The following is a 12305-nucleotide window of genomic DNA, read 5'->3' on the forward strand; positions in this document are numbered from 1 at the left end:
GATTAAACTTTTTTTGCTTCTAAGATAATATAAGGAGACAGTTGTCTGGAGTTAAAAGGAAATAACTTGGTGAGTATTTTGCCCCCCAGCCATAAAGATTTTTTGAACAACCTTAGCATCAAAGGTTTTTGCTTTTCTTCGTGCAACCACAAACTAAAATAACCAAAAAACCGGGACTGAATGACTTCTAGGCCAGCCTGTTCACAAATACCGGCCAGTAATTTAGGGTCCATACAATTGATATTATGTTTATCGTAGTTGTCCGGATCAAAACGCTTTTGGAACCAGCCATTCAAAGCCTTGAAATTCGGCAAGGTAATAAATAAAGTCCCTCCGGGTTTAACAAAGTTAATATGCCGGTTAATAATGTCTGCAGTATCATTAAAATGTTCAATCAAACCAAAAGAAAGCACCAGGTCGTATTGTTTTTCCGGCTTGTACTGAAACAGGTCCGTTTCTATAATTTGAATATCTTTCTCCTCCAGCCCATTCTCTTTTAACAGTTTAGCCGTGATGGGTGGATGGACAAAATAATCCAGCAGGGTTACATCCAGGTCAAAGTACTTTTTTAAGAACACGGCATAATAACCCGGAAAACCACCCAATTCAATCGCCGTTTGCACCTGCTGGGTTTTGATGATCTTCTGCAACTGCTCATGAAACATATAATTTGCAGGGATATTAACCGACAAGTCTGGTTTCTGCTCCCAATAATTTACCCAAAATGCTCTGTCTGTTAAAAGGTTTTCCATATCTGGCTTCAAAGAAAAGAAAAATCTGTTAAATCCTGGTGGCCTCGTTTTTCTTTTCCAGTATTCTGGCCGGATTACCCACCACAATGGAGTTGGCAGGGATGCTTTTGACGACCACAGCTCCGGCACCAATAATGACATGATCGCCAATATCCAGATCACCAATAATGCAAACATTTGCACCAATATCTACATGGTTGCCAATACGTGGGCATTTGCTAAAACGACCATCAGCCAGTTTTTTATGCCCTATGGTTACCGAATTCCTCAGCGTACAGCCTTCTCCGATGACCACACCCTGATTGACCACCAATGCCTGCCCATGGTACAACATCAGGCCTTTCCCGACCCTAAGCTTACGGGGCAGTTCAATGCCTAAAACCCACTCTACATAATAATGGTAAAAGGCCAGATATAAAATAAAAATGATTTTCAAAAGGATATGCCGGCTAATCACCTGCGCCAACCTAAACAGGAAAAGGACAAACCGTCCCTTAATATTTCCGGCGTTTGCAGCCCAATCCTGAAATAAGTAACTAAATAAATTCATCCGGTGTAAATTAAAGTTTTTTCCCGAGTATATCTATTTCATCATCCATTTATGGCCATTAATTTAGTATTTTTGCCTCTAATGCGCCAATACGAATTCTATTCATGAAGGTAACTTTAATCAATACATCTGATGCCGGCGGAGGGGCCCCTGTGGCAAGCATGCGTTTATTAAAAGCATTGGCATCGGAAAACGTTGCGGTAAGCTTCCTGGCCGGGCAAAAAAAAACAAACGAAAACGCTGTTGAGGAAGTTGAAAACAATTGGTGGCGCAGGTTAAAAGCCCGTTTTAATTTCCTTTACGAACGTCTGCCCTTTATCTTTTTTCAGGAAAAAGATAAATCTGTACGTTTTGCTTTTTCAACAGCCAATGCCGGTACGAGTATCGCCAATGAACCATTGGTTAAACAGGCCGATATTTTGCACCTCCACTGGACCAATTCCGGCTTTCTTTCTATTCGGGATTTAAAAGAACTGGTCCAGCTGGGCAAACCCATCGTATGGACGCTGCACGACATGTGGACCTTCACTGGTGGCTGTCACTATGCCGGGACCTGCAATCACTTTACCCATGAATGCGGTAATTGCTTTTTTTTAAGACAACCTGCCCCGGACGATATATCGCATATCGGCTGGCTCGCTAAACAAAACTTATATTTCGCTGCACAAAACATCAATTTTGTGACCTGCAGCAAATGGCTGGCCTCTGTAGCGCGTCAAAGCTCCCTACTAAAAAGCTTTCCCGTACAAGCCATCCCAAACCCCATTGACACCAGTCTGTACAGCCCCCAGGATAAAGCCATTGCACGGATCAAATGGAACATTAGTCCAGACAGCAAGGTGATCTTGTTTGGTGCGGCCAATATTGGTGACCGGCGTAAAGGGATCAGTTATCTTGTAGAGGCCCTGAACTACCTGAAGGAACATTACCCACAGCCCGTACCGGTTGAAGTACTAATTTTTGGTAAAAACAAACATTTTGACACCAGTCAACTGCCTTTTACGGTACAGGAACTAAACACCATCAGTTCACAAAAGGACCTTAGCGAAATCTATAGTCTTGCAGATGTATTTGTGATGCCTTCCATAGAAGACAATCTGCCCAACACGGTGATGGAATCCATGGCTTGCGGAACACCCGTGGTGGCCTTTAATACCGGTGGATTACCAGAAATGATCGACCACCAGCAAAACGGCTATCTTGCTGAATTCAAATCCGCCCGGGATCTTGCCAATGGAATTCATCAAATGTTGTTTACAGATCAATCAGATCAGGTGTCTGCTCAGGCCCGCAACAAGGTCCTGCAGAGCTTCAACAATCAAAACATCGCCCGCCAGTATATAAAAGTCTATCAATCCTTACTAAACGCATGACAGCAGCCCAACCCAGTTTATCTGTAATTACAATCGTTTATAACAATGTAAAAGATATTGAACGTACCATGCTTTCTGTTCTGGGCCAAAGTTATCCTTACATCGAATACATCCTCATTGACGGGGCTTCTACTGACGGAACAAAAGAGCGCATTCAAAAATATGAAACCAGACTGGCAAAATATATTTCGGAGCCCGATAAGGGTATATACGATGCCATGAACAAGGGGCTCGCCCTCGCTACAGGAGATTATGTATTGTTTATGAATTCTGGAGACGAAATATACGCCAGTGACACGGTGGCCGAAGTATTCAAAAGTGCCACCTCTGCAGATATCTACTACGGCGAAACAGAAATGTTTAACCAAAACTGGGAAAGTCTTGGTCAAAGAAGGCATAAGGCGCCCGAAAACTTCAACTGGAAAAGCTTCAGATATGGAATGAACATCAGCCATCAGGCCATTTACGTTAAAAGAAGCCTGACCTGCCCCTACGATCTTCAATACAAATACAGTTCAGATATTGATTGGATCATTAAGGCGGCAAAAAAAGCAACTTCTGCTGTAAATACCAGACGCTATGTCGCCAAATATCTTGTAGGCGGGGTATCCAAAAAAAAACACCTGGAAAGCCTTAAAGAACGTTTCAGGATATTCAGCAAATATTACGGCTTCATTCCAAACCTGTTCAATCATTTTTTGATTGCTTTGAACCTCACAAAATACTTTGTCCGCCACGGCCGGACAAATGATTAAACACCACCATTAAAGACCGGCGGAATAGTTCCAGAATATTCCGCCAGCCAATACGCTATTTTATGGATTTGTAGACCATAAACCTGCTTCTTTAACAAAAACCCTGCGGTTGAGCTTTAACTGGGCAACAATCAGTTCTGCAAAATCTTCCGCTTGCATGACCCGCTCAGGATTACCGTCGGTCAGTTTCAGGTCTTTAGCCATATCGGTTGCTATGGTGCTGGGGGTTAAAGTACTTACCCGGATGTTGTGTTTACGAACCTCCTGCATCAACGATTCAGACATACCAATTAAGGCAAACTTTGAAGCACTATATGCGCTGGTTACCGCGGCACCATTTTTTCCGGCCGTAGAAGAAATGTTTACAATATCACCAGTTTTTCTGTCAATCATATCCGGCAAAACAGCTCTGGTTACATAATATGGCCCAAATAGGTTTACTTTAACGATTTGTTCCCAGCGGGCCGGCTCCAGCTCCAGGAAAGAACCAAAACTACCAATCCCGGCATTATTAACCAGAATATCAATAGGACCTAACCCCTGCCTCACTTTTTCAACTGCCGCATTCACCTCTTCCATATCGGCTACATCTGCGACGGCAACAACTGTTTTCACGTCAAAAGGTTTCAGTTCCTGTTGAACATTTTCCAGATCGGCTTTTGTTCTGGCCACTAAACCAATATTTACGCCTTCCTGGGCAAGGGCAATTGCCAAGGCCCTTCCTATTCCTTTTCCTGCACCAGTAATCAGTGCATTTTTTCCTTGTAATGACTCCATAATATTCAACTATTTAAACCCAAATCTAGAAAAGATAATCCTTAAAACGACTGAAAGGTTTAAGCTTTACATTCCCTTAACCAAAACAAAATCATAAAAAAAGCCTGTAAACAAATGTTTACAGGCTTATATAATTTATCCGGCCGCTAATTAAGACTGGAATTTTTTAGCATTAATTTTACGCTCGTTTTCTGTTAAATAAATTTTACGTAAACGCATACTTACCGGTGTGATCTCAATATATTCATCCGCCTGGATGTATTCCATTGCTTCCTCCAGTGAAAATTTAATTGCAGGGGCAATACGGGTATTGTCATCCGTACCTGAAGCACGCATGTTTGTTAAAGCTTTCCCTTTAACAATATTAATCACCAGGTCATTATCACGGATATGTTCTCCAAGAATCTGTCCTTCGTAAATATCTGCTCCCGGATCCACAAAGAAACGGCCACGGTCTTGTAATTTATCAATAGAGTAAGCTGTTGTAGTTCCTTTGTCCATTGAAACCAGTACACCGTTCAATCTTCCAGGAATTACACCTTTCCAAGGCTCATAAGCTTTAAAACGGTGTGCCATAATTGCTTCCCCTGCAGTTGCAGTCAAAACATTGTTCCTAAGACCGATGATACCACGGGAAGGAATCTCAAATTCCAAATGCTGTAAATCACCTTTAGGTTCCATAATCAAAAGCTCCCCTTTACGCTGGGTAACCAACTCAATAACCTTACCGGCCACTTCTCCTGGTACATCCACAATCAGGGTTTCAACCGGCTCACATTTTTTACCATCAATTTCCTTAACGATAACCTGTGGCTGTCCAACCTGAATTTCGTAACCTTCACGACGCATGGTTTCGATCAATACAGACAAATGGAGGATACCTCTTCCATAAACCAGATAAGAATCAGGAGACTCTGTTTCCACAACCTTTAGGGCAAGGTTTTTCTCCATTTCCTTGTACAAGCGTTCTTTAATCCGCTGAGAAGTCACAAATTTACCTTCTTTTCCAAAGAAAGGAGAGTTATTGATGGTGAACAACATGTTCATGGTTGGCTCATCAATTTTGATCACAGGAAGTTGTTCCGGAGCATCAAAATCAGCAATTGTATCACCAATTTCAAAACCATCAATACCAACTACAGCGCAGATATCACCAGATTTCACTTCTTGTGCACGGATTTTACCAAGTCCTTCAAAAGTATAGAGTTCTTTTACCCTTGACTTTACGGTTTTTCCATCGCGTTTGATCAAAGTAACCGGCTGGTTTTCTTTAATCACTCCACGATGAACACGTCCAATGGCGATACGTCCTACGAAAGAAGAATAATCCAATGAGGTAATTTGCATCTGCAAAGTACCCTCATTTACCGGTGCAGCAGGAATATGCTCTACAACAGCATCTAAAAGAGGGAAAATATCGGTTGTTGGTTTGGTGTAATCTGTACTCATCCATCCTTGTTTCGATGAACCATAAATTACAGGAAAATCCAATTGCTCTTCTGTTGCTTCCAGGTTGAAGAACAATTCAAAGATTTGTTCATAAACTTCTTCAGGACGACAGTTTTCTTTATCGACTTTGTTCACAACAACAATAGGCTTTAAGCCAAGTGCAAGTGCTTTTTGTGTAACGAAACGGGTTTGAGGCATGGCACCTTCAAAAGCATCACAAAGCAACAAGACACCATCGGCCATTTTCAGTACACGTTCCACTTCACCACCAAAATCGGCGTGACCTGGCGTATCAATAATGTTGATCTTATAATCTTTGTATCTGACAGAAACGTTTTTGGAAACGATGGTAATCCCACGTTCACGCTCCAGGTCATTGTTGTCAAGTATCAGGTCACCTGTTTGTTCGTTATCACGAAAGATGGAACAGGTGTGTAAAATCTTATCAACCAGTGTAGTTTTACCGTGGTCAACGTGTGCTATAATAGCTATATTTCTTATTTTTTGCATATAATGCGCCGTAAATTTGGCGCAAAGATAAGATTTTTAATCGATATATCAGCCTATTAGTTACGTATTTGCAAGAAAATCCGTGCTATGCAAAAACCCAAAATCAAAACTAAACTTTTGGTTTTCTTCCAAATGCCCAGGTCAAAAATGCGGGCATCGCTTTGGCCCAGGTCCCGATCTCATGTTTACCACCCACCATTTCATAATAAAATACCTCATCAGGGCGATGATAGCCTTTATTTTTCAACTCTTTGATCACATCAATCGTATCATCGATGGAATCTATAATAAAATTCCGGTTCCGGTCCGCAGTTTCATCCTCTGTTCCGGTCATCAACCAGAAGCGGACTGCAGGTTTCCCAGCAGTATGACGTATCATCTGGTGAACGATCCTGTCCCTGTCTTCCTGATACCCCTGTTTAAGATCTTTTTTCCTCCACCAGAAAGAACCCGAAAAAACCCCTGCTACATCAAAAAGCTGATCGTTGTTCCAAACCAGGTCAAAAGCAGAAAGCCCGCCCAGGGAAAATCCGGCAACAGCCCTTGTTCCTGTAAGAGGGACAGCAACCTGCGCCTCAATAAAGGGTAAAAGCTCTTCCTTTACAAATTGAGTATACAAATCTGCTTTTGAGCCTCTGTTTAAATAATCAGGAACACCGGCCACTCCATATTCCTGTAAACGTTCCTGTGAAGATTTTACCGCGGCAACCACCAGGGTTTCAATTTTTCCTGAAGTATATAAATCAGAAAGCATCCCTTCCATATCCAGTGCGTCGGCCTCCTGTCCATCATTGAGCAACAGCAGATGAACGGTTTCATTGCCCATCAGCTCATCTGGAATATACAGGTTAAACTCAACGGTTCTTTTTAAACAGGATGATTGGATTTGATGCGTCGTTTTAATAACTTCTGACGATAACATAGTGGTATACATAATTCAGCGATCCCCTTTCTCACAAATATTTATGCAAAGTTACCAATCCTGATAAATTTTAACACCACACAATACATTTTTATTTAAAATGCAGATTTATAGCAACAAAAAACGCAACACACTTGTATATAAAAAGGTTCTTTCTTACCTTTTAGCAGCTAAATTCCCGATCTATGCAAGAAGACTATATAAAATGGTATAGCCCCAATCTGAGTGCAGAGTTCGAGATGCTCACTTTTGGCCACAGCGGATTGCCCTTATTGCTTTTTCCAACCAGTAAGGGGCGTTATTATGAAAACAAGGATTTTAAACTTATAGAATCCATCTCTTATTTTATTGAGAGCGGCAGGGTTAAAGTCTATTGTCCTGACGGTATTGATGCCCTTAGCTGGTACAATACCAGCGTCCATCCGGCAGACAGGGTAAAAAATCACATCTGGTATGACAAAATGCTCCTGGAGGAAGTTGTACCCCAGGCCAAACAGGAAACCGGTTGCAGCAAGGTGATTACAGCCGGCTGTAGTTTCGGAGGTTATCATGCCGCAAATTTTGCATTCAGGCACCCCTGGACAGTCAGTCATCTCTTCAGTATGAGTGGCGCTTTTGATATCCGGGGCCAGCTTGATGGCTTTTACAACGATGATGTTTATTTCAATAATCCTGTTGATTTTCTGCCAAATGATCATAATCCTGAACTATGGAACTTAAAAATCGTATTAGGTTCCGCAGACAGAGACATCTGCAGGGCAGATAATGAGCGTTTGTCCGGCATATTAAACCAAAAACAGATCCGGCATTGGCTGGATATCCGGCCCAATGCAGAACATGACTGGGTCATCTGGAGACAGATGTTTCCCGAATACCTTTCACAACTTTAAAATACCTCATCCCATATGTTAACCCTTTCATCAGCAACAAAACAATTCACCCGTAAAAATTAAAACCTATGAAGAAAATTGGTATTTTATTCGGTCAGGAAAGATCCTTTCCGGAAGCTTTTGTCAAAAAAGTCAACGAAATTGCAGGCAAAGACATTCAGGCGGAATTTGTCAGCATTGACAAAATTTTCCAGGCAGAAAGCCTCGATTATGCAGTGATCATCGATCGCATTTCCCAGGATGTCCCTTTTTACAGGGCCGCACTAAAAAACGCAGCCATTACGGGAACTGCAGTGATTAACAATCCTTTCTGGTGGAGTGCCGACGAAAAATTCTTTAACAATGCCCTGGCCGTAAAATTAGGCATCCCGGTGCCCAAAACAGCCCTTATCCCCTCCAAAGAACGCCCCGATGATACTTCTGAACAATCCTTCAGCAACCTGGCTTTTCCTTTAAACTGGAGTGCTATTTTTGAATACACCGGTTTTCCGGCTTATATGAAACCTTTTGATGGCGGGGGCTGGAAAGAAGTTTATAAACTCCATGACCAGGAGGACTTTTTTCACAAACACAGCCAAACCAAACAAACAGTAATGATGCTGCAGGAAGAAATTATATTCGAAGAATATTTCAGGTGCTACTGCATTGGCGGCAAATATGTCCGGATTATGCAGTATGAACCCCGTAATCCTTCGCACCTGCGCTATGTCGTAGACAATCCACCATCCAGCGAGAAATTACTAAAAACCATTCACGATTATGTGATCAAACTAAATCAATACCTGGGTTATGACTTCAATACGGTGGAGTTTGCCGTAAGGGACGGCATTCCTTATGCCATAGATTTCTGTAACCCGGCCCCGGATGCAGAAGTGACCAGCGTAGGTCAGGAAAATTTTGACTGGGTAGTAGAAACCGCTGCAAAATACGCGATAGAAAGAGCCAAAGCCCATAAGAAAGGACAGGATAATTTAACCTGGGGAGAATACATAAAAACCTCAGCGGCCGGCAAAGCTTTAGTTCCCGCACCAGTTAAAACTCCCGCAGCCAAGGCAAAACCGATCGTAAAAACGGTAGCCAAGCCAAAGAGCAGCAGTCCGGTGAAATCCAAAAAAGCCTAATCATCTTATGATCTCCATGAACCTTAAACAACAATCGTATGATGAATGATTTTACCCTCGGCATAGAAGAAGAATACATGGTCATAGACCCCGTTACCAGGGAACTGACCTCTCATGACCAAAAAATTGTAGAAGCCGCTCAAAAAATACACAAAGACCAGGTCAAAGCCGAAATGCACCAGGCCGTTGTAGAAGTTGGAACCGGAATCTGCAGAAATACAGAACAGGCCAGACAGGAAATTACCCAACTCAGGCATACGGTTTCACAGCTGGCCGGAGAACAAGGCCTCAGAATCGGAGCTTCAGGAACCCATCCTTTCTCCCACTGGGAAAAACAGCTCATTACAGAACACCCACGTTACAGTGAAATTGTCAATGAGCTCCAGGAAGCCGCCCGCTCCAACCTTATTTTTGGCTTACATGTACATGTGGGCTTTCAGTCCAGGGAACTGGCCATACATATTGCCAACCAGGTACGTTATTTCCTTCCCCATGTTTTTGCTTTGTCCGCAAACTCACCTTTCTGGGAAGGCCGAAATACGGGCTATAAATCTTTCCGGACCAAAGTTTTTGATAAATTTCCACGGACTGGAATCCCGGACATTTTTAACAGCATAGAAGACTATGACAACTATGTAAAACTCCTGATCAAAACCAATAGCATCGACAATGCCAAAAAGATCTGGTGGGACATCCGGGTACACCCCTTTTTTGAAACGATAGAATTCAGGATCTGCGATTGTCCGATGTTAATTGATGAAACGATGGCCTTTACCGCTTTGTTCCAGGCATTATGTGCCAAACTATACAAATTAAGACTGCAGAACATGAAGTTCATCAGTTATTCAAGAGCGCTGATCAATGAGAACAAATGGCGGGCCGCACGTTATGGAATAGATGGGAACCTGATCGATTTCGGAAAAGAAATGGAAGTAAACTGCCGTAACCTTGTGCTGGAGCTGCTCGATTTTGTTGACGATGTTGTCGACGACCTGGGCTGCAGGGAAGACATGAATTATGTGCATAAAATACTACAAAACGGAACAGGTGCCGATCGCCAGCTGGCAGTTTATGAACAAACCCGAAGCTTTGAATCTGTAGTGGATTACATTACCACACAAACTTTAACCGGGACCCGATAAATGACAACAAACAGAACCATTAAAGTTGCGGTTATTGACATGAATAACGGGAGGCTCAACCAGGGGATGCGGGGCATCCTGGAAATACTGGGCCGTTATCCCGAGGAAACCGGCACGGATCTTTCCTTTGAAGTTTTTGACTTGAGGTTAAAAGGAGAAATCCCAGACACCAGCTACGACATATACATTTCTTCGGGCGGACCGGGAAGCCCTTATGAGGGAGAAAATCAACAATGGGAACAAGATTTTTTTTGCCTGCTGGACCAATTGCAGGAAATCAATGAAACACAGGTTCATAAGAAATATGTCTTTCTCATTTGTCACTCTTTCCAGCTGGCCTGCAGAAAATACGGTTTGGGCAAAGTCACTAAAAGAAAATCCAATGCCTTTGGCATTTTCCCCATTACCCTTAGCGTGGCCGGGGAACAGGATTCCATTTTTGAGGGTTTGCCAAACCCTTTCTACGCCGTAGACAGCAGGGATTGGCAGGTCATTTCTCCCGATGAGGATAAGTTTAGTGGCAGCGGGGCAGAAATTCTGGCCATTGAAAAAGAACGCCCGCATGTGGCACTGGAACGCTGTATCATGTCCATCCGCTTTTCAAAGGAATTTGTAGGGACACAGTTTCATCCCGAGGCAGATCCGATTGGCATGAAAATGTATTTACTCCAGCCGGAAAGAAAAAAGGCCATTACCGATGCGCATGGAGCAGATAAGTACCATGACATGCTGGAAAGCCTGGATGATCCGCAGCGGATATCCCTGACGCAAAAGACAATTCTCCCTAATTTTTTAAAAGAAGCCATTCAAATTTTGCAGGAGACAGACCATGATTGAACATTACAGAAATCACTTCAACAGCAATTTTACTTCTAAAAAATACGACACGCTGCTGGAAAATTTGACCAGCGGCTATCCGCCTATTTCATTTCGCGTTGCCGAAACCCCTTTGTTTATTCCCCAAGACCTTAAAATGCAATTGATTGCAGCCGGAGAAGACATCATCAGGCTCATCAAACAACCCGATTTCAAAACCATCACACAAAAGGCCATTCCCCCTGAGTGGGAAGTGCCCAATGAAAATGACCAGCCACATTTTCTGACTTTTGATTTTGGGATCTGCAAAAATGAAGAAGGCCGTTTGGTCCCCAAGCTGATCGAAATGCAGGGATTTCCATCCCTTTATGGTTTTCAATCCCATCTGGCCGAGCACTACCGAAAAGCTTACGAGCTCGACAACTTGGCCCAATGGAGCCCTTATTTTAACGGACTCGATAAAGAAACCTATATTCAACTGCTTAAAAAGGTCATCGTTGGCCGGCACCAGCCCCATGAGGTTGCTTTAATGGATATAGATGCCCCCCAGCAAAAGACAGCTATAGATTTTTTCATCACCGCAGGTTTACTTGGCATTAAAATCCTCAGCCTCACAGACATCTTCAAAGAAGGGACACAATTGTTCTATATAGAAAACGGAGAAAAAATCCGTCTGAAACGCATTTATAACCGTCTGATTTTTGATGAGGTAACCAGCCGTGAAGATATTTTTAAACTCGGTTTCGACCCGCGTGAGCAAACAGACATAGAGTGGATCACCCACCCCAACTGGTTTTACCGGATCAGCAAGTACACCATGCCCTTCCTGAAAAGCGAATTTGTTCCCCAGACCCGTTTTTTAAACGAAATAAAGGTTATTCCTGATGATCTTGAAAATTATGTTTTAAAGCCCTTGTTTTCATTTGCCGGTTTAGGTGTGGTGATTGATGTAAGCCCGGATGACATTCGGCAAATTACCGATCCCGAGCATTGGGTCTTACAAAGAAAAGTACAGTACGAGCCCGTAGTTAAGGCACTCGACGGTAATGTTAAAGCAGAAATCCGTTTGATGTATGTATGGCCAGATGGAGAAGAACCCCAGTTATGTATCAATCTGGCCCGTCTAAGCCGGGGGAAAATGATCGGGGTCCGTTATAATAAAGACTTTGACTGGGTCGGGGGAACGGTTGGATTAATGGAAACGTAAATTTACATTTGAAAGACGACATAAAAACATTGTTTACCTAA

12 protein-coding genes are annotated in these 12305 nt (G+C 42.7%); 7 read left to right on the plus strand and 5 right to left on the minus strand.

Features of this window, described 5'->3' with window-relative positions; genetic code table 11:
• Positions 1-2 precede the first annotated feature (2 nt).
• Together B0O44_RS05055 and B0O44_RS05060 are read right to left on the minus strand one after the other, a co-directional pair.
• Positions 3-752, minus strand: coding sequence for a class I SAM-dependent methyltransferase (locus tag B0O44_RS05055; protein WP_110827766.1), 750 nt, complete (start codon positions 750-752; stop codon positions 3-5).
• Between the two features lie 28 nt (positions 753-780).
• A complete protein-coding gene (locus B0O44_RS05060; protein WP_110827769.1) occupies positions 781-1302 on the minus strand; it encodes a serine acetyltransferase in 522 nt (173 codons plus the stop codon).
• A 104-nt stretch (positions 1303-1406) separates the two neighbouring features.
• Between B0O44_RS05060 and B0O44_RS05065 the strand changes: the two genes are divergently transcribed.
• Positions 1407-2675 (plus strand): glycosyltransferase family 4 protein, encoded by a 1269-nt coding sequence (locus tag B0O44_RS05065; RefSeq protein WP_110827771.1) that lies wholly within the window; start codon positions 1407-1409, stop codon positions 2673-2675.
• The gene (locus B0O44_RS05070; protein ID WP_110827774.1) at positions 2672-3430 is read left to right on the plus strand and encodes a glycosyltransferase family 2 protein; all 759 of its coding nucleotides are present in this window, start codon (positions 2672-2674) and stop codon (positions 3428-3430) included. Before B0O44_RS05065 ends, B0O44_RS05070 begins: the two co-directional genes overlap by 4 nt.
• Positions 3431-3490: 60 nt before the next feature.
• On the opposite strand, the gene B0O44_RS05075 is transcribed toward B0O44_RS05070, so the two are convergent.
• The 3 genes from B0O44_RS05075 to B0O44_RS05085 all read right to left on the minus strand — a co-directional run bounded on the left by B0O44_RS05075 (position 3491) and on the right by B0O44_RS05085 (position 7088).
• Entirely contained in the window at positions 3491-4207 is a 717-nt protein-coding gene (locus tag B0O44_RS05075) for a 3-ketoacyl-ACP reductase (RefSeq protein WP_110827776.1), read from the minus strand.
• Between the two features lie 150 nt (positions 4208-4357).
• Positions 4358-6166 carry a translational GTPase TypA gene (typA, locus tag B0O44_RS05080; protein WP_110827778.1) on the minus strand — a complete coding sequence of 603 codons (1809 nt, stop codon included), beginning with the start codon at positions 6164-6166 and terminating at the stop codon, positions 4358-4360.
• 109 nt (positions 6167-6275) lie between these two features.
• A complete protein-coding gene (locus B0O44_RS05085; protein ID WP_245943595.1) occupies positions 6276-7088 on the minus strand; it encodes an alpha/beta hydrolase in 813 nt (270 codons plus the stop codon).
• Between the two features lie 185 nt (positions 7089-7273).
• On the opposite strand from B0O44_RS05085, the gene B0O44_RS05090 reads away from it, so the two are divergent.
• The 5 genes from B0O44_RS05090 to B0O44_RS05110 all read left to right on the plus strand — a co-directional run bounded on the left by B0O44_RS05090 (position 7274) and on the right by B0O44_RS05110 (position 12264).
• Positions 7274-7978, plus strand: coding sequence for an esterase family protein (locus tag B0O44_RS05090; RefSeq protein ID WP_110827784.1), 705 nt, complete (start codon positions 7274-7276; stop codon positions 7976-7978).
• Positions 7979-8046: 68 nt separating this feature from the next.
• Positions 8047-9099: an ATP-grasp domain-containing protein gene (locus B0O44_RS05095; RefSeq protein WP_110827786.1), complete on the plus strand. Its 1053-nt coding sequence runs from the start codon at positions 8047-8049 to the stop codon at positions 9097-9099.
• Between the two features lie 38 nt (positions 9100-9137).
• The gene (locus tag B0O44_RS05100; protein WP_110827789.1) at positions 9138-10241 is read left to right on the plus strand and encodes a carboxylate-amine ligase; all 1104 of its coding nucleotides are present in this window, start codon (positions 9138-9140) and stop codon (positions 10239-10241) included.
• Positions 10242-11078 (plus strand): type 1 glutamine amidotransferase, encoded by an 837-nt coding sequence (locus B0O44_RS05105; protein WP_110827791.1) that lies wholly within the window; start codon positions 10242-10244, stop codon positions 11076-11078.
• Positions 11071-12264 carry a hypothetical protein gene (locus B0O44_RS05110; RefSeq protein WP_110827794.1) on the plus strand — a complete coding sequence of 398 codons (1194 nt, stop codon included), beginning with the start codon at positions 11071-11073 and terminating at the stop codon, positions 12262-12264. Before B0O44_RS05105 ends, B0O44_RS05110 begins: the two co-directional genes overlap by 8 nt.
• The last annotated feature ends 41 nt before the right edge of the window (positions 12265-12305 follow it).

Source organism: Pedobacter nutrimenti (genome assembly GCF_003208655.1).
GTDB classification, from domain to species: domain Bacteria; phylum Bacteroidota; class Bacteroidia; order Sphingobacteriales; family Sphingobacteriaceae; genus Pedobacter; species Pedobacter nutrimenti.